20 protein-coding genes are annotated in these 23141 nt (G+C 62.2%); 16 read left to right on the top strand and 4 right to left on the bottom strand.

The window, feature by feature from the left end; genetic code table 11:
• Positions 1-29: 29 nt before the first annotated feature.
• Positions 30-878: a hypothetical protein gene (locus SG26_RS18360; protein WP_014031274.1), complete on the top strand. Its 849-nt coding sequence runs from the start codon at positions 30-32 to the stop codon at positions 876-878.
• A 214-nt stretch (positions 879-1092) separates the two neighbouring features.
• On the opposite strand, the gene SG26_RS18365 is transcribed toward SG26_RS18360, so the two are convergent.
• Positions 1093-1863: a hypothetical protein gene (locus SG26_RS18365; protein ID WP_050038413.1), complete on the bottom strand. Its 771-nt coding sequence runs from the start codon at positions 1861-1863 to the stop codon at positions 1093-1095.
• Between the two features lie 92 nt (positions 1864-1955).
• Between SG26_RS18365 and SG26_RS18370 the strand changes: the two genes are divergently transcribed.
• Positions 1956-2186, top strand: coding sequence for a hypothetical protein (locus SG26_RS18370; protein ID WP_079980859.1), 231 nt, complete (start codon positions 1956-1958; stop codon positions 2184-2186).
• 68 nt (positions 2187-2254) lie between these two features.
• On the opposite strand, the gene SG26_RS18375 is transcribed toward SG26_RS18370, so the two are convergent.
• Complete coding sequence (locus SG26_RS18375) at positions 2255-4090, bottom strand: bacteriohemerythrin (RefSeq protein ID WP_050038414.1); 1836 nt, start codon at positions 4088-4090, stop codon at positions 2255-2257.
• Between the two features lie 102 nt (positions 4091-4192).
• Here SG26_RS18375 and SG26_RS18380 point away from each other — a divergent pair, with 102 nt between their 5' ends.
• From SG26_RS18380 to SG26_RS18425, 10 genes are all read left to right on the top strand, one after another.
• Positions 4193-4627, top strand: coding sequence for a pyridoxamine 5'-phosphate oxidase family protein (locus SG26_RS18380; RefSeq protein ID WP_050038415.1), 435 nt, complete (start codon positions 4193-4195; stop codon positions 4625-4627).
• A gap of 220 nt (positions 4628-4847) precedes the next feature.
• Positions 4848-5060 (top strand): SHOCT domain-containing protein, encoded by a 213-nt coding sequence (locus SG26_RS18385; protein WP_050038464.1) that lies wholly within the window; start codon positions 4848-4850, stop codon positions 5058-5060.
• A 146-nt stretch (positions 5061-5206) separates the two neighbouring features.
• A complete protein-coding gene (locus tag SG26_RS18390; RefSeq protein ID WP_004965434.1) occupies positions 5207-5824 on the top strand; it encodes a class I SAM-dependent methyltransferase in 618 nt (205 codons plus the stop codon).
• 125 nt (positions 5825-5949) lie between these two features.
• Complete coding sequence (locus SG26_RS18395; protein ID WP_004965433.1) at positions 5950-6219, top strand: hypothetical protein; 270 nt, start codon at positions 5950-5952, stop codon at positions 6217-6219.
• Positions 6220-6525: 306 nt separating this feature from the next.
• Entirely contained in the window at positions 6526-7515 is a 990-nt protein-coding gene (locus SG26_RS18400) for a DMT family transporter (RefSeq protein WP_050038416.1), read from the top strand.
• A 133-nt stretch (positions 7516-7648) separates the two neighbouring features.
• Positions 7649-9109, top strand: coding sequence for a carotenoid oxygenase family protein (locus SG26_RS18405; protein ID WP_050038417.1), 1461 nt, complete (start codon positions 7649-7651; stop codon positions 9107-9109).
• 267 nt (positions 9110-9376) lie between these two features.
• The gene (locus tag SG26_RS18410; protein WP_050038418.1) at positions 9377-10357 is read left to right on the top strand and encodes an NAD(P)/FAD-dependent oxidoreductase; all 981 of its coding nucleotides are present in this window, start codon (positions 9377-9379) and stop codon (positions 10355-10357) included.
• A complete protein-coding gene (locus tag SG26_RS18415) occupies positions 10357-11472 on the top strand; it encodes an iron ABC transporter permease (protein WP_050038419.1) in 1116 nt (371 codons plus the stop codon). The genes SG26_RS18410 and SG26_RS18415 overlap by 1 nt, the downstream gene beginning before the upstream one ends.
• Positions 11472-12404, top strand: a complete 933-nt coding sequence (locus tag SG26_RS18420; protein WP_050038420.1) for an ABC transporter ATP-binding protein — start codon at positions 11472-11474, stop codon at positions 12402-12404. Before SG26_RS18415 ends, SG26_RS18420 begins: the two co-directional genes overlap by 1 nt.
• 162 nt (positions 12405-12566) lie before the next feature.
• A complete protein-coding gene (locus SG26_RS18425) occupies positions 12567-13778 on the top strand; it encodes an ABC transporter substrate-binding protein (protein ID WP_050038421.1) in 1212 nt (403 codons plus the stop codon).
• Positions 13779-14256: 478 nt separating this feature from the next.
• On the opposite strand, the gene SG26_RS18430 is transcribed toward SG26_RS18425, so the two are convergent.
• On the bottom strand, positions 14257-15297 hold the full coding sequence (locus tag SG26_RS18430; protein ID WP_014031261.1) for a zinc-dependent alcohol dehydrogenase family protein: 1041 nt from the start codon (positions 15295-15297) through the stop codon (positions 14257-14259).
• 113 nt (positions 15298-15410) lie between these two features.
• Between SG26_RS18430 and SG26_RS18435 the strand changes: the two genes are divergently transcribed.
• Together SG26_RS18435 and SG26_RS18440 are read left to right on the top strand one after the other, a co-directional pair.
• Positions 15411-15989: an FAD-dependent oxidoreductase gene (locus tag SG26_RS18435; RefSeq protein ID WP_044952838.1), complete on the top strand. Its 579-nt coding sequence runs from the start codon at positions 15411-15413 to the stop codon at positions 15987-15989.
• 219 nt (positions 15990-16208) lie between these two features.
• Complete coding sequence (locus tag SG26_RS18440) at positions 16209-16778, top strand: hypothetical protein (protein ID WP_050038422.1); 570 nt, start codon at positions 16209-16211, stop codon at positions 16776-16778.
• A 90-nt stretch (positions 16779-16868) separates the two neighbouring features.
• Here SG26_RS18440 and SG26_RS18445 read toward each other — a convergent pair whose 3' ends face one another.
• Entirely contained in the window at positions 16869-17609 is a 741-nt protein-coding gene (locus SG26_RS18445; protein WP_044952836.1) for a ThuA domain-containing protein, read from the bottom strand.
• 677 nt (positions 17610-18286) lie between these two features.
• Between SG26_RS18445 and SG26_RS18450 the strand changes: the two genes are divergently transcribed.
• Together SG26_RS18450 and SG26_RS18455 are read left to right on the top strand one after the other, a co-directional pair.
• On the top strand, positions 18287-20065 hold the full coding sequence (locus tag SG26_RS18450; RefSeq protein ID WP_050038423.1) for an L-lactate permease: 1779 nt from the start codon (positions 18287-18289) through the stop codon (positions 20063-20065).
• A 27-nt stretch (positions 20066-20092) separates the two neighbouring features.
• Entirely contained in the window at positions 20093-23137 is a 3045-nt protein-coding gene (locus SG26_RS18455) for an FAD-binding and (Fe-S)-binding domain-containing protein (protein WP_050038424.1), read from the top strand.
• Positions 23138-23141 lie beyond the last annotated feature (4 nt).

Raw genomic sequence — 23141 nt, forward strand, 5'->3', positions numbered from 1 at the left:
TTTTGTAGCCCGGTTTGAATGTGTGATAAATGGCAACTATACGCGTACGAGATTGGACGAAAGAACAGATAGAGAAGATACGTGATACGGAGTCTCACTCCTCGCACGATTCGGTTATCAAGTCGCTGCTGAAAGACCGAAAGCTGGCCAAATACGCGGACGATGCCGCAGAGGCCGTTCCGGAGTCGGAGTCCGACTCCCTGACGAACGATCCCGACACCGCGTTTGATGACCTGACTGTGCTCGGCGAGTTGTCCGGTGCAGACAACGGGGTGTTGTTTCTCTGGTGTCCCAGTTGCGGGAACGAACTGGCGCACTTGACTGCGGATAACCCACTCGGCCTGTCCGTGTTCGAGATCGAATGCCAGCGCTGTCTCACCCATCTCGACCGACACGCCATCGTTGCCATCGAAATCGGCTATCCCATCGAGCAGAAGCTGGTCGAGGACTGTCTGCAAGACGATCTCAAGGACTGCGTCGTCGACTACTGGGACCGGACACTCGACTCGGCCGCCGTGGGAGCGCTCGACGACGATCTCGACCCGGCGCACCTCGTCTGGCAGTTCGACCAGTATCTCCGGCAGTTCTCGTGGGAGTGGCCTGTGGATGTCCCTGTTGTCGGTTTTGCCACGGGAGAGACCTATCGTAACACCACCACCGACGAGTACCTCGAAGTTATCGAACCAGTCTCGGAGAACCGGAACGCGATGGACTCGTTCAAGATACGGCGGTACGCCGGCGACCCGGATACCCACGACGGTGAGACGGAAATTCTCGACAGCACTGCTGTCGTCGATCACATCGTTAATCGGCGACTACTGCTCGAAGCACGCACCGACTCGGCGTCACTGCCCGAGTCGACCGAACCGACAACGTGACCAGTGGGCTCAGCCTGTCTGGACCTCTTCTCTCTAATCCTCTATTCTTACTAGACTGAGTAACTCCGGATCTGCCTGTAATAGAGGTACTGCTGTCAAATCGGATAACGCAGACTTCAGATGGCTTTTTATAGGACACTTTTAATATTGAAAAGTCGAAATACGGATACACAATACCGACATTTTGACCTATTCTGGAAACAGATGCTGTGTATTAGTTTGTCTCGGCCGTCGGACGGGAACACCGTAGACAGACGACACTCTCTGCGACCCAGTTCACATCTGTCGAGCCACAGTGCGGGCAGCGGTGGTGGTCGGTGTCGTACTCCGTCGTCCCGCGAGGGGCGGCAAGGAATCCGTCGGTAATCACTTGCTGGACGAGGCTGGGGAACCGTTGCCGTTTGACGACGGCCCGCTGTGCGAGGAACCTGCCGGGCTCGTCCGGGTCCGTGCCGTGGAGGTCTTCCCAGGGAAGAGCGATTTCGCCGTTGGCAGGGCCACGAGCGACTTGCTGGATGAGGGTCGCAGCGGCCTCGAACAGCGGCGTCGTCCCCCACGCTTGCGGGTTGTCGACAGCACTGCCAGCGTCCTTGTAGGCCGATTCAGCTTCGCGGTACGCCGCCTCGACATCGTCGAGTCCTGCGACTGTTCGGAAGTCTCCGACGAACTCCTTGAGGCAGGCGTGCTGAACGGGGTGTTCGAGCCCGTTGGTCAATTCCTTGGCCACGGCGACTCCCTCAACGCCGCGGCGGGTGGCGCGCGTGTCCGTTCCGGCGACGCGGTAGCAGACCGCGCTCGTCGCGAGGTACTGGAGACCGTCACCGACCCATCCCTTCTCGTCGGCACTGAACGGCTCGATGCCTTCCCGCGGGTCCGAAAGAACACGCCACCCGGCCCGCGTGTACTCGTCACCAGCGCGACGGTAATCCCGGTCAGCGATGGCGGCGACTGCTGCCGCTCGGTGTCCCGCGTCCTGTGTGCGCATAGCGTCACTACGGCGTACGGCCTCACAGGCTTTCGCACCCAACAAATCGGTATCACATCGCTGGCTGGCTGACTGGTCCGCTGTTCGTCTGGATGCTTCTCACCAGCGAAGGGCTCGTGGGCGGGCAGTCGATACTGGCAACAGTGGTCGCCGCTGCTGTCCTCTATATCCTGATGGTCGGCTTCTTCGTTTTCGTCGTGCTCCCGCGGTCCCGACTGCCGTCGGCTCGAATAGCGGCTATCCGACGCGACTGGGCGATTTCGGCGGCTGCGTACCTACTCGTTCTCCTGCCACTCGTCGCACTCGGGTCTCGGCTCGTCTGACCCGACTCGAACCACGACCTTGCTCGACTGTACGGTAAACAGGGCTGTTCACCGCTCACCCGATATGCTCACTCGGCGAGCGACAGTTCCCCGTTTGGCCCCACCTCACCGACTTCGCCGGTGTGATACCAGTCGTCCCGGAGCGTCTGTGCGCCAGTCTGGTCGCCGTCGAGGAACCCACCGAGGACAGTCGGGCCACGGACCAGTATCTCCCTGCTTTCCGAGACAGCGATTTCCACGCCCGGCATTGGGTCGCCGATTGACTCCTCAACGAAGGACGCAGCCGGATTCAGCGCGCCGACACCGGTTGTTCCGACGGAGCCGTATAGTTCGCATATCGGAACGCCCAGCCCCCGGAAGAAGTACAGCAGATGATCGTCCAGCCGGCCTGTCCCGGAGAGGGCGTAGGTGAGGTTTGATAACCCTGTCTCTCGTCGCAACGGCTTGTAGACGAGTCGCTTGGCGGCCCTGTACTTCAGCGGTGTTCCCCGCCCCTCGACGATACCCTGCCCGTAGGATGCCACTCGACCGCCGACCTTCCGCTTCATCCAGCCCATGTCGCCGAGACGGTCCTGTATCGTCCCGTAGAGCTGCTGGTACATCTTCGGGACCCCGACGAGCACGTCGGGCTTGACGGCCGCGAGCTGTTCCACGAACTCCTCGGCCTCAAGGTAGGCGACGGCGCTCCCGGTCGCCCAGAGGTAGTACGTCGCGACACGTTGATAGATGTGTGCCAGCGGGAGCGAACACGTCCCGGTCGCGCCGGGGCCGGTGGGAAGCCCCTCCCGGAGACTCTCTGCTGCCGCCAGTAGATTCCGGTGTGTCAGCGCGCAGCCGGCCTTCTCCGCAGGGGCTGCCACGTCGAACGCGACTGTCGCAACCTCGTCACCGTCAGTCTGCAGGCCGGGGAGCACTCTCGCCTCAGCAGTCGGTAGCGCCTCGAAGTCGAGCACGGTTTCGACGGCCATCGAGAGATCCCCGGCCTCGTCTCCCGCTGCCACGAGTCCGGTCGCGCCGGTCCGCTCGATGATCTGGGCTGCTCGGTCGTTGCTCGCAGACGGGTAGAGTGCGACCGGGACGAGTCCGGCGAAATGACAGGCCAGGTCGAGCACGGACCACTCGTACTGGGACTGGGCTCTGATGGCCAGTCGATCCCCGGGACGCAGTTCCGTCGAGAGGAGCCCGCCCGCGACCGCCTTCGCCCGCTCGGCCATCTCCTCGAAACTCCGCTCGACGAACTCGCCGTCATTCCGGACGAGCGCCGCGGTCCGGTCCCCGTGGTCCGAAACGATGTCTTCGAACCAGGCCGCGACCGACCCCTCCGGAACCGAAAGCGAGCCACCGTCGTAGACGTCGCTGTCGAGGCGCACGCCGGCGTCTTCGGGCTGCCGGTCAACTGGCACGGGGTCCTCCGACGCTGTTCGGTCCTGATACAACTGTCCGGGTTCGTACTCGTAGTCGTCGCTGACTTCGCTCTGGAAGTAGTCAGCGTAGTTCTGGTCCTCGTCGCCGGCGGCGATATGCGCATCGAGCCAGTCCCGGGCGACTGTCAGGACCTCCATCGTGACGTACTCCCCGTTCTCGTGTTTCTCGCGGAGCTCTTGTACTTTTCCAGCGAACTCCTCGTGCATTTCGCGGTGATTGTAGAAACAGTCGCTGCAGTCCATGGCGTAGCCACAGTTCTGCATGAACTCCTCTTCGTCACCGAAATGGTACTCCGTGTAGCGTTCGAGTTCCCGGAGGATGTCACCGACTTCCTCCTCGGAGTGGCCCTCGTTCATCGCCGTATGGAGGTCGTTCAGCAGCCCGAACAGGCGCTTGTGCTGCTCATCGAACCGTTCGATATTTGTGCTGTACCGTTCTTCGTCCCACTCGGCAAACTCCCCCGTCGAGTCTGTGCCCATACCTGTTCTGTTACCCATTATTTGAAAAGTAACTCTCACGTTCCCATCGAGTGAAAATGCGGTCTGCATCCCAAGTAGTTTCCAGTTAACATCGCAGTCGGGATGCGAGAATTACGTGACGAAACGGTTGTCGACGTCCTCACTGACAACGGAATCGGCGTGCTGGCACTGTCCAGCCCGACGGAGGCGGCTCCGTATCCGGTCCCGGTCGCCTTCGGGTACGACCCGGCGACCGATAGCCTGGCGTTTCACCTTTCAGAGAGCGACGAGAGCCAGAAACACCGCTATCTGACGGCTGACGCCACCGTCGGGTTCACCGTGTACGAAGAGACAGAACCCAAATCCGTGTGGCGAAGCGTCGTGGTTACGGGTGAGCTGGTAGAGGCGACATATGACGAGGTAGAGCCAGCCCTCGCCTCGCTGGCCAGCAACACACAGTTCGCCCCGAATCCAGTCAGCTGGGACGACACATCGACGACGACGCCGTACGAACTCCGAATCGACGACTGGTACGGACGAGAATTCCGAGTCGGGTGAAACCGGTGTTGCAATCCACTAACAGCAGCGGGTATCGAACTCCTCTGGAGCGCTGTATTCGCTGCTCCGCGTCGCGGCTTGTGTTCTCACTTCTCGGGAACCAGCGCACGTAATTATGTTGTGAGGCCCGTATCTACAAACAGAGGTGTTCCAGATGCTACCGCCAACAACTGCGCTACTCCAGCACGGACCGATGGGGCCCCACGGTGGGGGAATGGGTATGGGCACGACTCCGGTCGGTTGGTGGCTGGTGCTCGCAGCGTTCATCATCGCTGTTGTGGCGATAGGGGGCCTGCTGTACGTGCAGCTACAGCGCGAGGCGACGGTTGAGCCGGATTCACTGGAAACGCTTAAACAGCAGTACGCATCCGGTGAGATTGACGAGAGCGAACTTGAAACGCGGGCTGACCGCTTGCTCCAGCACGAGTCATAGGCCACGACACTGGCAGTTTTCAGCCGCTGTTAGTTGGCGGAAGGAGCGTCACCCGTAGCAGCGTAAACTGTGTCACCCTGCTTGCGCCCACGACTGCCTGACACGCACTTCGTGGTACATTTATTCTACAACGGTGTACGGTGGGTATGGACCCGGACGACGTTCGAGACGACTGGGCCTCCCGTTCCGGGAAGTTCTCGCCGGCGTACTACGCCGAACTCGGACCGAATGAGGTGAGTGAGACACTGGTCAACGTGCTCGACCACTACGTCCACGACGACGCCCGAATCATCGAACTGGGCTGTGGCTCGGGCCGCCATCTGGCACACCTGCAGACCAGCGGATACGGGAATCTCACTGGTATCGACATCAACGACGAATCCTTTGACGTGATGGCTGAGCACTACCCGCGGCTCGCGGATTCGGGGACGTTCCACACCGGTGCCCTCGAAGACATTGTTACTGAGTTCGAGGACGATGCCTTCGATGTCGTCTATTCGGTTGAGACGCTCCAGCACATCCACCCGGACGACGCATGGGTGTTCGAAGAAATCGCCCGTATTGCCGGCGACCTCCTCGTAATCGCCGAAAACGAAGGCAACAGCCCCGAACGTGGACGCGCAGACACTGACGTGAGCTACGTCGATGACGATTTCCCGCTGTATCACCGCAACTGGAAGCAGGTGTTCTCAGAGCTCGGGTTCGCACAACTAATTCGAGAACCCACCTCTCGGGACACTATTCGCGTGTTCCGTGCGCCGTAGCCCGCATTGGTATCTGTCACTTCTGGGCGACTCCATAATCGAACAGCTACCCGTCGGGACATTCACAATCGATAACCGGGCAGCAACTATTTGTGTCACGGTATCATGCATCAAATTGGATCGCTATGCAACTGTGCCAAAACTGTCAGGCGGCTATCGACGAGTACCTCTTGGACAAACAACTCGAACCCCTGCGAGACCTCACAGTCGACGACTTCAATCTCTGTGCAGACTGCGTGACAGTCGTCGCGGACGCCTGTGTGGAATGTGACGGCGCGGTGTACGTTCCCCGGTCTGAAACTGCTGTCCCTGACTGCTGTCCGGCGTGCCGGTCGGAGCACATTGACGAAACCGGGACCGACCCGGGCTGGCATTTCGACACGGTGTCGACCTGACTCGGGCCATACATCTGGATGCTGACTCGGAGCATCCGCTCGGAACTGCCGACGTGGGCATCACCCTCGTTTTTGACATTACTAACAGTGGACCGAGAGACTGTTCGGTGGCCGAATGAGAACTCCGTGTTACGGACCAGAGTAGAACAATACGTCTCGGTACAACTGGCTTCGAAAGCACTGCGGATACGCACTGTTTTCGAGAATTTCTGAACAGCAGGCCGGGCCGTAGAGGCCGTGTGTGTGCGTCACAGTGGCGATAGAAGCTTCATACTCCTCCAGCACATACGATTGGTCTCTACTGGAATGACACACTCGACACGATATATCGGCTTGCTGTTTGCTGCGCTTGCACTCATCTGGGGACTCTCTTTTGTGGCGATCAAGACTGGTCTCGAAAGCGTCCCGCCGGTGCTGCTGGCAGCTGTCCGACACGACATCGCTGCAGTCGTCCTGCTTGGCTATGCCCTCTGGCGAGGCCGGTCACTGCGCCCACAGACCCGCGATGACTGGTCGCTGATTCTCATCGGCGGGACTGTCCTCATCGGCGCACACTTCGCGCTTCTGTTCCTTGGACAGCAGTACGTCCCGAGTTCCTTCGGCGCAATCCTGCTCAGTCTCACGCCGGTTGTGACGCCGGCGTTCGCATCGACACTGATTCCGAGCTACAGGGCTCGACCGCACGAACTCATCGGCACCGTCTGTGGGTTTATCGGCGTGGTTATTATTGCGAACCCCACACCGGGAGCGGTCGGCGGCCGCCTGCTCGGCGTCGCCCTCCTCATCAGTTCCGCTGTCGCCTTCGCTGTCGGTGCAGTCCTGACCGAACGCTACACCAGTTCGCTCCCGCTCGTGAGCCTGCAGGCCTGGATGACGCTGCTCGGTGCTGCCATCCTGCACGCCGTCAGCGTAGGGCTGCCCTCGGAGCAACTCGGAACCGTCACCGTTGGGCTTGAACAGCTAGCTGCGATCGCGTATCTCGGTATCGTCGCCAGCGCAATCGGGTTCCTCCTCTACTTCCGCCTGATAAGCACAGTTGGTGCCGCTGAAACCAGTCTAGTTTCGTACGTGGTGCCAGCAGTGACGGCTATCAGCGGCTGGCTCCTGCTCGGTGAAACACTCGGCCCGGTTACCGTCACCGGCTTCGCCGTCATCGTGGTCGGCTTCGCGTGGGTGAAAGCCGACGTGCTTCGGTCGTTACGCCGCCGTCACACTGGTTCGCCGCCCCATCGAACACAGGCTCCACGGGACGACTGCGTCGTCGTCAGCGGAAACGCGTACTCGACGCAGGACTGATACGGATTGTTGGGGCGATGTTCCGGTATGCGCCGGCCCCGAGATCAGCGCTACCCGGACATAATCTACAACAATCCGTATGTACTCCAGTCAGGGGCATCAGGACTTAGCCGCTGCCACCCGTTGCAACGGTATGGCTCCCCATCCCGGGTTCCACTCGCTACACGACGAAACAACGGCATCGATCCCCGTGACCGGTGGCCTCCCGGACTGGCTCCGTGGCAGTCTCATCCGGAACGGCCCCGGCGCGTTTTCCTTCCCAAATGGAAGCAGTGTCGACCACTGGTTCGACGGGTTCGCGATGCTGTACCGGTTCACCTTCGACCCGGATGGTGACGCCGTTCACTATCGGAACCGCTTCCTCCGAACGGATGCGTACGAAGCGGCGACGAGTGGCGAGTTCGAGGGCGGCTTCGCGACCGGCGAGACGACGCTTCGCTCGCGGCTGGCGACGTTTCTGACAGACCCCTACGACAACACGAACATCATCGCTGAGCGGTTCGGCCGCGAGTACGTCGCACTGACTGAATCGCCCCGGAAGGTGCGTTTCGACCCGAACACGCTCGAAACGACGGGTCACATCGAACACGACGACGGCGTCCCGACCGGCCAGCTCTCCTGTGCCCACGTCAAACGCGACCCGACAAGTGGTGTCCTCGTCAACGTCGACACGGCGTTCGGATGGACCAGCCAGTACCACGTCACTGCCATGACGCCGGACGGGACCCGGCGACACGTCGGGAGCGTCGACACCGACCAGCCGTCGTACATGCACAGCTTCGCGCTCACGCCCCGGTACGTCGTATTGACGGAATTTCCGCTTCGGCTCGACCCCCGACGGTTTCTCAAGCCCGGCCGACAGGCACCCTTCATCGAGCAGTTCGAGTGGGACCCCGACCGCGGGACCCGAATTGTTGTCATGGACAGGACTACCGGGACGGTCGTCGCGGAGCCGGTCATCGATGCCGTGTTCGGCTTCCACCACGTCAACGCGTTCGAACGATCCGGCGGGAGAGAACTCGTGTTCGACCTCGAAACAGTACCCGACGCGACGACTATCGACTCGCTGTATCTGGACACCCTCCGTGCGGGCGAGATGGGCGCTATCGTCGGCCGCATCGAGCGGTTCACTGTGGACCTCGGTACCGGAAGCGACGTGACCCGATACGGCGACGTCGACGCGACGGTGTCGCGCGAGATGGTGTACCCCGACGGCAGCGCGCTGCCGACCGTCTCACCGGCTCGGTGGTGTCGCCCGCATCGCTACGTGTACGCGATGGGGATGGATACGCCCGTCACCGAGTGGGCCCGTCGCGTCCTGAAACTCGACACGGACACGGGCGCTGTCGAGACGTTCGACGATGGCGGGGACTACTTCGGTGAGCCGGTGTTCGTCCCTGCACCGAACGGCGACGCCGAGGATGACGGTGTGGTGGTAGTCGTTGCGCTCGATGGGGACGCCGACCGGTCCCGGCTACTCGTCCTCGACGGTCAGACGTTTACGGAGCGCGCCCGGGCAACGCTCCCCCACGCAGCCCCGTTTGATTTCCACGGCCGATACTTCCCCGAGCTCAGGGTGGCGGCCGACGACTGATACGGACGGTTGGAGATTATGTCCGGATAGCTTCGACCACTGGGTAGGAACGCACCGGTACATCGCTCCACCAATCCGTGTCAGGCTGCATCCATCTTGTCCCGGCAACGAATACGAACTGTTGACATGATGTTCGGCTTGCCTAAAATTCGAAAACGCTTTATCCATTTAGGCTGGCCTAAATAGTATGTTGAACGAATCGATTGACACCTCCGAACCGTCACACCGGCTGTCGGTGTCACGGACACTGGACGGAGCGTCGTGAACATGGTGGCAGTGGGGAACCGGACGGGGACGACGTTCGACCGCGATGTCATCATCGTCGGGGGCGGTCCAGCCGGCTGTTCGGCGGGCGTGTTCACGGCCAGAGCGGACCTCGATACGGCCGTCTACGACCGCGGCCGCTCGTCGCTCAAGCGCTGTGCCTACCTCGAAAACTACCTCGGTTTCCCGGCCGGTATCGACGTCGAGACGCTGTACGACCGCATTCAGGACCATGCCGAAACTGCCGGTTGTACCGTCGTCTCCCAGCTAGTCGAATCGCTCGACAGAACTGACGACGGGGAGGGCTTCGTCGTCGAAACGCAGGACGGGGAAACGGCCACGACTCGCCGTGTCATCGCGGCGACTCGCTACGACGGCGAGTATATGCGCGGTCTTGACGACGACGCGGCGATGTTCGAGACGTACGAACATGACGGCGAGGAACACGAAGCCTTCGACAACACGTACGCCGACGCCGACGGCACGACACCGGTTCCGGGTCTCTACGTTGCCTCACCGTCCGAGGCGGCGGACATGCAGGCGATCATTGCGGCCGGCCGGGGCGCACGGGTCGCACGTCGGGTGATCGCGGATACGAGAATCGACGACGGCTGGTGGGAGTCTGTCGCTGATGGAGTGGACTGGGTCCGACGGAGGGCTGAACTCGACGACGAATGGACCGAACGATCGACCTGGGTCGAATATTTCGACGACCGGTACGCCGAGGACGCCCCCGTCGAACCGGGGTCGGACCGCTTCCAGCGGGTCCGTAAGGCGGCTCTTGATGAACGGCGCTCGTCGTATATAACATCCGACGAGATAGCTGATCGAACGGAAACAGGGCAAGAAGCACTGGCAGGCTATCTGGACCCCACGGCGGTCGTTTCGGGGCTCGACCAGACCGCTGTTCTCGATGCAATAGATGACGAAACGATCCGGGACTACCTCGGCGCGAGCGACGGACTCGCGGAGGTGGGCGAGTAATGGTCAGCGAGACACGGGGGGCCACCGACGTGTTGTCACGGGCCAGGACCTGGCTCGGAACTTTCGACGGGTCCCTGATAGGACTGTGTGTCGCGAGCGTAGCCGTCGCCTTTGTGGCCGGGCTCCTGCAGGTGAGCTTCGGGGCGTATTCGATGACCATCCTCGAGGCGTGGCAGGCCGTGTTCGACCCGAAGGTGTGGTTCAGTGTTCAGGCGTGGCAGTCGTTTTTCTTCGGGGCCGAGCTTCCCGAACTGCCGAAACGGACGCTCATCGTGTGGAACATTCGGATGCCGCGGGTAATCGTCGCCGTGCTTGCGGGGATGTGTCTCGCCGTTTCCGGGGCGATATTCCAGGCCGTCACGAGAAACGAACTGGCGAGCCCGTTCATACTGGGCGTGAGTTCCGGGGCGGGGCTCACCGTACTGCTGACCCTCGTTCTGTTCAGCAGTCTCGCTCCGTTCCTCCCGCTGTTTGCCGCGGTCGGTGGCTCCATCGCGTTCCTGCTCGTGTACATGATCGCGTGGCAGGGCGGAACGAGCCCGGTCAGACTGGTCCTTGCTGGTGTCATCGTCAACATGGTGTTTACCTCCCTCCAGCGGGGGCTGTTCTTCTTCGCCGACGACCTGGGCGTTGTCCAGTCGGCGCTGGCCTGGATTACCGGGTCGCTAACGGGCGTCGGCTGGGAGGAGTTTCGCATCGCTGTCATCCCGACGCTGGCCGCGACGCTCCTCGCGCTGGCGGGCGCACGACAGCTGAACCTCCTCCTGCTCGGAGAAGAGACCGCGAGTTCGCTCGGGATGAGTGTCGAGCGGGTCCGGTTCATGCTGTCCGCGGTCGCCATTCTGGCGGCCAGTACGGCCATCTCCGTCGCGGGCATCATCGGTTTCTTCGGCCTCGTGGTCCCCCACATCGTCAGACTCATCGTCGGGAGCGACTACCGCCGGCTCCTCATCGGCTGCGTGTTCGTCGGTCCGGCGCTGATGGTCGTCGCGGACGTCGGTGCACGGCTGGCCCTGAGCCCCGCACAGGTTCCAGTCGGCGTCGTCACTGGCGTCGTCGGCGGGCCGTACTTCCTCTACCTGATGCGGCGACAGGAACAGATGGGTGAGATCTAATGTCACAGGACAACTCCAACTCGGACGGTATCGCTACGGTCAATGACACCGCTGCTGGGTCCCAGTCCAGTCACCGGGACCGGCCGCTGGTCGGCGACGATGTGGTGCTTTCGTACTCCGGGACGGATGAACCGGTCATCGACGGTGAATCGATCACCGCCGAACCCGGGGCCGTGACGGCGCTCGTCGGTCCGAACGGGTCGGGCAAGAGCACGCTGCTGAAAGGCCTCGCAAATCAGCTCGAACCGGAAGCCGGATCGGTACTGCTGGACGGGCAAGACATTCAGACACTGGAGACCAAAGCGATCGCTCGGAAGCTCGGCCTGCTCTCTCAGGAGAGTACGTCGCCAAACAGCATCTCGGTCGAGGATCTGGTGTACCACGGTCGGTACCCACACCGGGGGTTCTTCGACAGTGTCACCGAGGAAGACGAGGCCGCCGTCGAGCGGGCGATTGACCTGGCCGGCTGCGGCCATCTCCGTGAACGTGAAGTCGGTAGCCTCAGTGGTGGCCAGAAACAGCTCGCCTGGATCGCGATGGTCCTCGCACAGGACACCGACGTGCTGTTGCTCGATGAACCGACGACCTTCCTCGATCTCCACCACCAGCTTGAGGTGATGGAGATCATCGAAACACTCCGGGACGAGAGCGACATTACCATCGTGGTCGTCCTGCACGACATCGAGCAGGCGGCCCGTCTCGCCGACCGGATGGTCGCACTCAAAGACGGCAAGATACAGGCCCGGGGACGACCCGAAGCTGTCGTCACGGAGCAACTCCTCGCGGACGTTTTCGAAATCGAGGCAGAGGTCTCAGCCACGCCACACGGGCCGCGCGTGAATCCAATCCGTGCCCGCCACGACGGCGACGAACACACTGCTGGTGACGATAGTGCCGAACCGGACCGCGCCGAGGAGCTCGTGGCCGAATAGGGCCAGTAAGACCACCGCGAAATCGCACTCTGGCCCACGGATGCCGGGCTCTGCGCTTGATACTGGACTCTTCCCACGGACGCCGGGCTCTACGCTTGATACTGGATTGTTCCGGGTTGGTGAACCGGAACATCTATATATTTTTTAGGCTAGCCTAAAACAATGGCTGACGACACCACTGACATCGAGTCACCGACGCGAAGAGAGTACGTCAAGTATGGGGGCACGGTTCTCAGTGCCGGGCTGCTTGCGGGATGCACCGGTGATGCCGAGCGGGGAACCGGCTCCGCGCCGACGGAGGCCGTGACGGAGACGGACACGACAACTGCAGACGGGTCGTACTCCGTGTCGATGTCCCCGATGGGAGCGGTGACCTTCGACTCGCCACCGGAGACCGTCTTCACGCGGCTCACGCACCACGCAGACATGGCGCTCGCCCTGGGTCGCGGGGACACTGTCACGGCAATGCACGCGCCGGACTATTACAGTGGGCTGTGGAACCAGTTCGTCGAACGATTGCCGGGCGTGTCGCTGGACTGGACTGGGCTGTACTCCTCGTGGGAACCGAGCAAGGAGAAACTGTACGAACTGGACAGCGATATCCACCTGGCAGACCCGGCCTGGATCGCCAAACAGGACAACTGGGACCGTGAGGACTTCGAAGAGATCGCCACCAACGTCTCGCCGTGGTTCGGCAACTCGCTGAGTGACCGACACGCCGAACCCCCGTCCGGATGGGGGGACTACGAGTACTACACTCTCTGGGAGCAGTTCAAGCTCGTGGCTGAGGCGTTCCAAGAACAGGCCCGATACGAGGCGCTTGCGGCGGTTCACGACGAGATGCGCTCGACCATCGACGCGAACCTGCCGCCCGAGTCGGAGCGCCCGTCGGCGGTACTGCTCGCTGCGGCTGATCTCGACGAGATCTACGCCTATACCCTTGACAACCCCGGATTCCTGACCGCACACACCCGCCCGTTCGGAGCGCGGGACGCCTTCGAGGGCTCGGTCGAGACGAACTCCGTGGTCGACTTCGAGACGCTGCTTGCGGCGGACCCGGACGTCATCCTGCACCTCGGCGGGTTCGAGCCGAACACGAGCCTTCCGGAGCGACGGGAGGCGTTTAAATCCGACCCGGTCGGATCGGAAATCACGGCCGTACAGATCGACCGGATCTACCCCCAGGGAGCGAGATATCAGGGTCCGATACTGCATCTCTTCCAACTGGAGATGACCGCAAAGCAACTGTATCCCGAGCAGTTCGGCGAATGGCCGACGTACACTGAGGGGCCGTATCCCGAAATCCCGGCCGAGGAACAGTTATTCGACCGCAAGCGGGTCGCGGATATCATCAACGGTGGGTTCGAGGCCTGAGCGACAACGATACGGCAGCCGACGCACGGACACTCGGAGCATACTATCGAATAGGCCCATTGTGACAGAGACACCCCAGATATGGATGAATCGTCTACTATCGTAGTAACTATTGGCAGTATATATTGAATATAAGGGTATAGTGGCCTGTTTGTCCAGAAAGAATTTATACCTCCCTGTCATCCCCTCACATATGTTAGTTCACGAAGGAAACACGCACTCTTACACCACCGGCTCCGACCGATACTGCCGTCACTGCAACGACGTTGCGTTAGCCTACGACCCGTCGGCTGACCGCCCTCGCTGTCGGTCGTGCGGAAAGCTAGTGTAGCAGCGTCTCTAGCCTTTAGCTGAACCGCCGCTGACCGCCAGTATCGGCCGATCCGAAGCCTGGTCCGTGGGAATTCTCCGAAACTAGTCGCGGAACGCGTAACGAGCTACCGGGTGGGTTGCCTGGCTGACTGCCAGTGCAGACCGACTACAGCTTGACGAGAACTTTGATCGCTTCGCGCTCGTCCATCGCCCGATACCCCTCGGGAACGCCGTCGAGGTCGACGGTTTTCGTGAAGATCGGTGACGGGTCGAGTGTGCCCTGCAGCACATCGGCCAGCAGTTCGTCGGCGTAGGCACGAACCGGTGCCACGCCGCCGTTGAGCGCGATGTTGTCGCCGAACAGTGAGAACACGTCCAGTCCGGAGTCGTCGACCCCATGCGGGACACCGACGTAGCCGACGGTCCCGCCCGGCCGACAGACGTCGATGGCGGTCTCCATCGCTGAGGCCGCACCGACACATTCCAGGACGTGGTTCGCACCGCCGTTGGTCAGATCGTCTGCCGCGTCCACGGCGTCCTGACCACGGGCGGCGATGGTCTCGGTCGCGCCGAACGACTCCGCGAGTTCGAGCCGGTCCTCGTGGTGGCCCATCGCGATAATCCGCTCCGCTCCGAGACGGCGGGCCGCGAGTACGCCACACAGTCCGACAGCGCCGTCGCCGACCACGATACAGGAGTCTCCCTCGCTGACGCCGGCGCTGACTGCCGCGTGGTGACCGGTCCCCATCACGTCTGTCAGCGGGAGAATCGCTTCCAGCGTGTCCTCGTCGTCGGCGTGGCGGTCGGGAACGCGGACGAGCGTCCCGTCGGCTTCCGTCGCTCTGACGTACTCGCCCTGGCCGCCGCCGTTGTCGCCGCCCCAGGAGTCGCCGTTGACACAGGACGTGTGCAGTCCCTTCCGGCAGAACTCACACCGCCCACAGCTGATGACGAACGGGGCGAACACCCGGTCGCCGGGCTCGACTGAGCGCACGTCGTCGCCGACTTCCTCGACGATACCCATCGGTTCGTGGCCGACGCGAGACCCTTCCTCTCGGTCGCTCTGACCGCGATAGAACCACAGGTCGGAACCACAGACAGCGGTGTGGGTCACACGGACAATCGCGTCGGTGGGCGATTCGATCTCCGGCCGCGGGACCTCTTCGACGGCAATCTCACCGGGGCCACGGTAGATGGCTGCGCGCATGTGATCGCTTCGGGGTGGCTGTGGAAAACCGTTCTCATGCCACTTCGGTACGTCACCTTCGCTGCTCGTATTGGATGACAACAATTACCAGTGGTGAGACAGAACTAGGCGGCATGACGGACGTTCTCGTCGTCGGCGGCGGCCCCGCCGGCCTGAGTGCGGCACTGTTCACACAGAAAAACGGCCTAGAAACGACAGTCTTCGACACTGACGGGACCTGGATGCACAAAGCACACCTGTTCAACTATCTCGGAGTAGGCTCTCAGGACGGGTCCGCGTTCATGGAGACTGCTCGTACACAAGTCGACAGCTTCGGCGTCGACCGAAAGCAGGGAACAGAGGTGACCGATGTGGGCCAAACCGACGCCGGATTCGAGGTCGCAACCGAGGATGACACGTACGAAGCATCCTATCTCATCCTCGCGACCGGGGCTAACCGCGACCTCGCTGAGACGCTGGGCTGTGACATGACTGCTGAAGACGTCGTCGACGTGGACGTGACGATGGAGACGAGTGTCGACGACGCCTACGCGACAGGTGGTATGGTCCGAGTCGAGGAGTGGCAGGCAGTCATCTCCGCCGGCGACGGCGCGGCGGCGGCCCTGAATATTCTCACGAAGGAGAAAGGGGAACACTTCCACGACTTCGATACGCCCGCCGACGCGGACGCGCTGTTTGGTCCCGAGGAGTAGATTCCGAAACGGCTCCGGACGTGTCTATCTCATTGCTAACCGCTGAATACCGTGTTACTGGTCACTGGCCGGCGAGTACGGACTGCATTCGGCGGTAAGCAAACTCGGACCGGATGAGGCTAAGCAAGTGCGTAATTTGTGGCACTGCCGCCTTTACTACGTCACTGCAGTCGGTTTGGGGTTCTGAAACCGACCGACAGCATTATCGACTGATTCACTATGGCATCACAGAGCCATGTGTTCTCTGTGAAGGAGTTCGAGTTCAACATCAGGTTCACTGCCGGTGCCGACCCGGTAATGGACCTGTTTCACGAGTACCCGACGCTACGACTCCGGAACGCCACATGTACCGTGACCGAAAACGCCATGTGGCGTATCGACCACGTAGACGGTCCCGCTGACGCCATCTCCACGTTCGATGAGGTGTTTCTCGACGACGACGGCTGTAACGAGTGTCTCGACGAGCACCGCTGTTCCGGGACGCGGGAGTACCAGGTTCTCGACCGCCGACCGACTGCCAGAACGGTATATACGTACCACACAGACACTGACCGGTGTCGTGCAGTACCCACTATCGTCACCGACCACATCGGGGATGGTGTCGTCTTCGAATCGGAACGCACTGGCAGTACGTATCGGTGGCGGGTGTTGTCGCCGGTCGAGACGTCGCTCGATCCGCTGTTTGATCATCTCGAATCAACACTCCGAACTGGGGTACAGCTCGATGTCGACCACCTAGGAGGCGCTGAACCATGGCGAGACAAGACACAGCCCGTGTTCCCACAGTGACTGTACAAGGTCCACGGCTGTGCGTATTCGTTGTAATAGGGTGTAAACACGACTCGATTGAATACGACGCCACTAAACCTGACGCCGAAATCAGTGGACCGACCGCTCGTCGCTTTCGTCGATGGCTTCAATCGGATCGGCGTTGCCAAACGATGGCTCCGGACCGTCCCCGGCCGCGGCCCACTCGCAAGCATTGGCGAGGACTTGTTGGATCGCTTCGTTGTGGTAAATCGGATAGGTCTCGTGGCCCGGCCGGAAATAGAAGATTCGGCCCGCCCCGCGGCGGTAGCAACACCCTGAACGGAACACCTCACCGCCCTCGAACCAGGAGTTGAACACGAGCGTATCCGGTGCCGGAATGTCGAACCGTTCCCCGTACATCTCGGTCTCCGGGAGTTCGATGTACTCGTCGACGCCGTCGGCGATGGGATGGCCCGGCTCGACGACCCACAATCGCTCGGTTTCGGCGGCTTCGCGCCATTTCAGACTGCAGGTCGTCCCCATCAGTTCGCGGAAGATCTTCGAGTAATGGCCCGAGTGGAGGACGATGAGCCCCATGCCGTCGAGGACCCGCTCTTTCACTCGGGAAACCACCTCGTCGTCGACCTGGTCGTGCGCGGCGTGGCCCCACCAGGTCAGAACGTCCGTTTCTGCCAGTACGTCCTCGGTAAGCCCGTGTTCGGGCTCCTGCAGCGTCGCGGTCTCCGTGTCGAATCCGCGCTCTTCCAGTGCCGAGGCGATAGTGCCGTGAATCCCGTCGGGGTACAGGTCCGCGACCGCTTCGTGTTCCTGCTCGTGGACGTATTCGTTCCAGACTGTAACGCGTGTCATACTCGTGGTTTCCACCTCCGCCGTAACGGCGTTGGCCAAGCGGCAATCCGTACGACAGGCGGACGCGATACGTTTTCGTCTCCGCTGGGTATTCGCCGGGAGACCCTCCAACACATCCATCTGCCTCAGAGACCGTCTTGTGTCGCTCAGCGCCGAGTGTCCGGTTCACGTTCTATCGCGCGCCAGCGCCGTTCCAGCGAGGGGACGACAGCCTCGATCTTGAACCCCGGTACGGCCCGTTTTCCAACTGCGTCCACAGGACTGTGAATAACGCCCTGAAACCACCAGATACAGACGACTGTAAGGGGCTCGCGTGAGAGTACAGTCGAGTGAAATCGGGGCGTAAAGCACTGTTATACCGGATACACACGACTGTACTGCACTCCGGACGTTCGTACAGAATACGGCCTGTTTTTTCGGCTATCAGCGCTTCTCGCTTCTGTTCCGGCGCTATTCTGGGTAGACGATAATGTAAACAGTAGATAGGTATAAATACTCCCTGCCAGACGACGTGACTGATGCACCCTACCAGAAACCGCTGTATCGGAAGGTTTCGAGCGATAGAGGCCCGTACCGAGGTGGTTCAGAAATGAGAGCGCGATACTGTTTCCCAGGGCACGTAGCTGGTGACAGTGGCGGCACGTCTCCGGACGAACGGATTCCGGTGGTGAGAACCCATGTCTGAGCACACGCTGGTGCTCCTGGCACTGCTGCCGCTGGCGACGATTGCGGTGTTGATGGTCGGGCTGTACCAGCCTGCGACACGGACAATGCCCATCGCATGGGCGGTTGCGGCTATCGCTGCCTTTGTCGGCTGGCAGATGTCGGCCACGCTGATCGCTGCCGCGTCGATACGCGGCGCGCTGACAGCGACCAGAATCTTGGTCATTGTCTTCGGGGCCATACTCCTGCTGTACACGCTGAAACAGTCCGGCGCGTTCGAAGTCATCAACGCGGGGTTCTCCTCGATCAGCGACGACCGGCGCGTGCAGGTCATCCTGCTCGTTTTCCTCATGGGCTCGTTCATCGAGGGCGCGGCCGGCTTCGGGACGCCCGCGGCCATCGTCGGCCCGCTGCTGGTCGGCCTGGGCTTCCCGCCACTGGCCGCGGTGGTCGTCGCGCTTACGGGGAATATCCTCGCAATCACGTTCGGCGCGGTCGGAACGCCGCTGATAATCGGACTGCGTGACGTGGTGTTCGCAGAGGGTACGGGCGCATCACAGCAGGTGCTCCAGCAGGGCGGCTTCGAGAGCGTCGGCGCGTACGTCGCTCAGATCGGTGTGTGGGCGGCGCTCATCCACGCTATCGTCGGCATCGCCATCCCGTTCATCGGCGTAGCGATGATGACGCGTTTCTTCGGAGAAGAGCGGTCGATCAAACCGGCGCTCGAAGTCCTGCCGCTGTGCCTCTTCGCGTGGGCTTCCTTTGCAATACCCTACGTCGCGACCGCGTACTTCCTCGGTCCGACGTTCCCGGCCCTGCTCGGTGCGATGGTTGGCCTGCTCGTGGTCACGACCACGCTACGGGCCGGCTACTTCCTCCCAGACGACGAATGGGACTTCGGCCCGCAGGAGCAGTGGCCGGACCACTGGATCGGCAGTATCGAGCCCGGCGAGGGCGTCGGCACCACGACGGGTGACAGCCGAGAGGGAACCGTCGCGGCCGACGGCGGCACGGCAACGTTTGAAGAATCCCACTCGCAGGACATGTCGCTGGGTATGGCCTGGCTGCCGTACCTCCTCGTCGCCGCACTGCTGGTCGTGACCCGCGTCGTCAGTCCGATTCAGGAGTTATTGTCGACGAACGGCGTTCTCCTGTGGAGTAACATCCTCGGTACGCCGTTCTCGGAGGGCGTCGAGCTGTTCTACCTCCCCGGGAGCCTCTTCGTCCTCGTCGCCGTGATCACGTACGCGCTCCACGGAATGGACACTGATGGAATCAAGGCCTCGTGGAGCGAGGCGCTTCGGAACATCGCTCCGGCCGTCGTCGCACTGTGGTTCGCGGTCGCCACGGTCATGATCATGCAGCGGACCGGCAGCGCCGTCGTGCTGGAGGCCGCGCCGATCAACTCCGGAATGCTCGGCCTGCTGTCGGAAATCACGGCAAACGGGACCGGCCAGATGTTCCCGTTCTTCTCGGGCTTCATCGGTGCGTTCGGCGCGTTCATCGCCGGTTCGAACACGGTCAGCGACATCCTGTTCGGACTGTTCCAGTTCCAGGCCGCACAGCAGATCGGTGCGCCGACCCAGATCGTGGTCGCCGCACAGGCGGTCGGCGGCGCAATCGGCAACCTCATCGCAATCCACAACGTGGTCGCCGCCCTAACGGTGGTCGGTCTCATCGGTGAGGAGGGACGCGTCATCCGTCTCGAACTGATACCGGTGCTGTACTACGGCGTGTTCACGGGCATATTGACGCTCATCCTGGCATACGTCGTGGCACCGGCCGCGTTCTAACTCCTCCCACTCTCTCACTTCCTACTTATGGCATACGACTCCCGACCCCCCGAGAAGCGTGACCCGGCGACAGACCCGAGCGCGAACTACGATTACCAGGGCGACAGCGTCCACCGACCGGACCTCGTGGCGGCCCTGAAGCGCCGCGTGGATGGCGACGTACGCTTCGATACGTACACCCGTGAGCTATTTGCGACTGATGCGAGCGCGTACGAACAGCGCCCAATCGGCGTTGTCTCACCGGTTTCGACCGACGATGTGGTCGCGGTGATGGAGTACTCCGACAAGCAGGATATTCCGGTGCTCCCACGGGGTGGCGGGACCAGTCTCGCCGGGCAGGCCGTCAACGAGGCCGTCGTCCTCGATTTCAAGCGGCACATGGACGAGACGCTGTCGGTCGATCCCGAGGCCAAGCAGGCCCGCGCACAGGCGGGCATCACCATCGCCCGTCTCAACGACCGGCTCGAACCCCACGGCCTGAAGTTCGCGCCGGACCCCGCCTGGGGCGACAAGAGCGTCCTCGGCGGTGCAATCGGGAACAACACGACCGGTGCACACTCGCTGAAATACGGCAAGACAGACGCCTACATCGAGGAGTGCGAGGTCGTTCTCGCTGACGGCACTCAGACAACGTTTGGCTGGGTCGATGTCGACGACCTCGAATCGCGAGCGGCCGAGGCCGGCCCGAACGCCGACCTCGAAACCCGGATCTACGCCGAAGTCGCGAAGATCCTCTCGAAGGACGCGGCGGAGATAGACGCCAGATATCCGGAGCTCAAGCGCAACGTCTCGGGATATAATCTGGATGAACTGGTCGACAGCGCCAGGGAACGCGGCGAAGTCAACCTTGCCCGCTTGCTCGCCGGGAGCGAAGGGACACTGGCTGTTGTCACTGAGGCGACAGTCTCGCTCGAACCCGTTCCCGACGCTACGGCCATCGCCATGCTGACCTACGACGATATCCTGTCGGCGATGCGGGACGTCGCCCCGATTCTCGATCACGACCCCTCGGCCGTCGAGGTGATGGACGACGTGCTCCTCGACCTCGCTGCGGAGACCCCGGAGTTCGCTGACGTCGTCGGCATGCTCCCCGAGGAGACGGACTCGACGCTGCTCGTCGAGTTCTACGCCGACTCCGCGGATGCCGGCGCGCAGAAAGTCGCCGACCTGCTCGCCGACCGGCTTCCGGACTACGAGGCCAGAGAGTCGCCGAGTGACGGGGCGGGTTCGGTCACCGACGCCCCCGTCAACGCCGTCGACGCGCTGGAGGCCTACGACGCGGACCGGCAGGCGAAGTTCTGGAAGATGCGCAAGGCCGGGCTGCCGATCCTCCTGTCGCGGACGGGCGACGACAAACACTGGCCGTTCGTCGAGGACACGGCGGTCCCGGCCGAGAACCTCCCGGAGTACGTCGCCGATATCCGGGAGCTGTTCGACGAACACGACACGTTCGCCTCCTACTACGCCCACGCCGGCCCCGGCGTGTTGCACATCCGGCCGCTGTTGAACCTGAAATCCGGGGACGGCATCGAGACGATGGAGGCCATCTCCGACGCTATCACGGACCTCGTCGTCCAGTACGACGGGTCGGTGTCGGGTGAACACGGCGACGGCCGCGCCCGGACCCAGTGGAACCGCAAACTGTACGGCGACGACCTCTGGGAGACGTTTCGGGACCTGAAGACGGCCTTCGACCCGGACTGGCGGCTGAATCCGGGCAACATCTGCGGCGACCACGACCCGGCCGAGAACCTCCGGTACGACCCGGACTACGAGTTCGACGCGGGCTTCGAACCCACGCTCGACTGGGACAACGAGAACGGGTTTCAGGGGATGGTCGAACTCTGTCACGGCTGTGCGGGCTGTACCGGCCATCAGGAAACCACCGGCGGCGTCATGTGTCCGACCTACCGCGCCGCCGAGGAGGAAATCACCAGCACTCGTGGTCGGGCCAACATGCTCCGGTCGGCGATGGACGGTGACCTCCCCGAGGACCCCACCGACGAGGAGTTCGTCACGGAAGTCCTCGACCTCTGTATCGGCTGTAAAGGCTGCAAAAAGGACTGCCCGAGCGGCGTCGACATGGCGAAGCTCAAAGCCGAGGTGGTCCACGAACACCACCAGCGTGAAGGTATCTCGCTGCGGGACCGGCTGTTCGCCAACGTCGAGACGGTGCTCTCGCTTGGGAGCGCGTTCGCCCCGATGTCGAACTGGCTGCTGGATTTGCCGGGCTCGGGACTCCTCATGGAGAAAACGGTCGGTATCACCGAGGAACGGACGCTGCCCGCCTTCCACCGGACTACGTTCCGGGACTGGTGGGCTGACCGCGGCGGGGCACTGATTGCTGCGAACAAAGCCGATCGGAAGGCGCTCGTGATCGCCGACCCGTACACGAACTACAGCCATCCCGATGTCGGGAAAGCGGCCGTAGAAGTGTTGGAGGCGGCGGGCGTCCACGTAGTTGTGCCTGACGGTGTGACCGATAGCGGTCGTCCGGCGTATTCCAAGAGCATGCTGGACCACGCTCGCGAGACGGCACGAGCGAACGTCGACGTGCTCGCACCGCGAATCCGCGACGGCTGGGACGTGGTCACCATCGAACCGTCCGACGCGGTGATGTATCAGGTCGACTACCGGGACCTCCTCTCGGGCGACGACGTCGACACCGTCGCGGCGAACACGTACGGCGTCTGCGAGTATCTCGACACGTACCGGCTGGGAGAGGCTATCTCCTTCGACGAACCGGGCGGCTCGCTGGCGTACCACGGCCACTGCCACCAGAAGGCGACGAAGAAAGACCACCACGCCGTCGGCGTTCTGCGCCGGGCCGGATATGCTGTCGACCCGCTTGATTCGGGCTGTTGCGGGATGGCAGGGAGCTTCGGCTACGAGGCCGAACACTACTCGATGAGCGAGGGCATCGCGGACCTCCTCCTGGGCCAGATTGACGATTCGCCTGCCGAGCGAGTCGTCGCGCCCGGCGCGTCCTGCCGGTCCCAGATCGACGACTTCGGCGACGGTGACGCGGAGCCGCCACATCCCATCGAGATGGTCGCGGCCGCGCTCCAGTAGCACG

This window comes from Haloarcula sp. CBA1115 (assembly GCF_000827835.1).
In the GTDB taxonomy this organism is placed as follows: domain Archaea; phylum Halobacteriota; class Halobacteria; order Halobacteriales; family Haloarculaceae; genus Haloarcula; species Haloarcula hispanica.

Bases quoted from the DNA above. Each gene is read 5' to 3' on its own strand.
- SG26_RS18360 (WP_014031274.1), top strand. From the start codon at position 30: ATGGCAACTATACGCGTACGAGATTGGACGAAAGAACAGATAGAGAAG.
- SG26_RS18365 (WP_050038413.1), bottom strand. From the start codon at position 1,863: ATGCGCACACAGGACGCGGGACACCGAGCGGCAGCAGTCGCCGCCATC.
- SG26_RS18370 (WP_079980859.1), top strand. From the start codon at position 1,956: ATGCTTCTCACCAGCGAAGGGCTCGTGGGCGGGCAGTCGATACTGGCA.
- SG26_RS18375 (WP_050038414.1), bottom strand. From the start codon at position 4,090: ATGGGCACAGACTCGACGGGGGAGTTTGCCGAGTGGGACGAAGAACGG.
- SG26_RS18380 (WP_050038415.1), top strand. From the start codon at position 4,193: ATGCGAGAATTACGTGACGAAACGGTTGTCGACGTCCTCACTGACAAC.
- SG26_RS18385 (WP_050038464.1), top strand. From the start codon at position 4,848: ATGGGCACGACTCCGGTCGGTTGGTGGCTGGTGCTCGCAGCGTTCATC.
- SG26_RS18390 (WP_004965434.1), top strand. From the start codon at position 5,207: ATGGACCCGGACGACGTTCGAGACGACTGGGCCTCCCGTTCCGGGAAG.
- SG26_RS18395 (WP_004965433.1), top strand. From the start codon at position 5,950: ATGCAACTGTGCCAAAACTGTCAGGCGGCTATCGACGAGTACCTCTTG.
- SG26_RS18400 (WP_050038416.1), top strand. From the start codon at position 6,526: ATGACACACTCGACACGATATATCGGCTTGCTGTTTGCTGCGCTTGCA.
- SG26_RS18405 (WP_050038417.1), top strand. From the start codon at position 7,649: ATGGCTCCCCATCCCGGGTTCCACTCGCTACACGACGAAACAACGGCA.
- SG26_RS18410 (WP_050038418.1), top strand. From the start codon at position 9,377: ATGGTGGCAGTGGGGAACCGGACGGGGACGACGTTCGACCGCGATGTC.
- SG26_RS18415 (WP_050038419.1), top strand. From the start codon at position 10,357: ATGGTCAGCGAGACACGGGGGGCCACCGACGTGTTGTCACGGGCCAGG.
- SG26_RS18420 (WP_050038420.1), top strand. From the start codon at position 11,472: ATGTCACAGGACAACTCCAACTCGGACGGTATCGCTACGGTCAATGAC.
- SG26_RS18425 (WP_050038421.1), top strand. From the start codon at position 12,567: ATGGCTGACGACACCACTGACATCGAGTCACCGACGCGAAGAGAGTAC.
- SG26_RS18430 (WP_014031261.1), bottom strand. From the start codon at position 15,297: ATGCGCGCAGCCATCTACCGTGGCCCCGGTGAGATTGCCGTCGAAGAG.
- SG26_RS18435 (WP_044952838.1), top strand. From the start codon at position 15,411: ATGACGGACGTTCTCGTCGTCGGCGGCGGCCCCGCCGGCCTGAGTGCG.
- SG26_RS18440 (WP_050038422.1), top strand. From the start codon at position 16,209: ATGGCATCACAGAGCCATGTGTTCTCTGTGAAGGAGTTCGAGTTCAAC.
- SG26_RS18445 (WP_044952836.1), bottom strand. From the start codon at position 17,609: ATGACACGCGTTACAGTCTGGAACGAATACGTCCACGAGCAGGAACAC.
- SG26_RS18450 (WP_050038423.1), top strand. From the start codon at position 18,287: ATGTCTGAGCACACGCTGGTGCTCCTGGCACTGCTGCCGCTGGCGACG.
- SG26_RS18455 (WP_050038424.1), top strand. From the start codon at position 20,093: ATGGCATACGACTCCCGACCCCCCGAGAAGCGTGACCCGGCGACAGAC.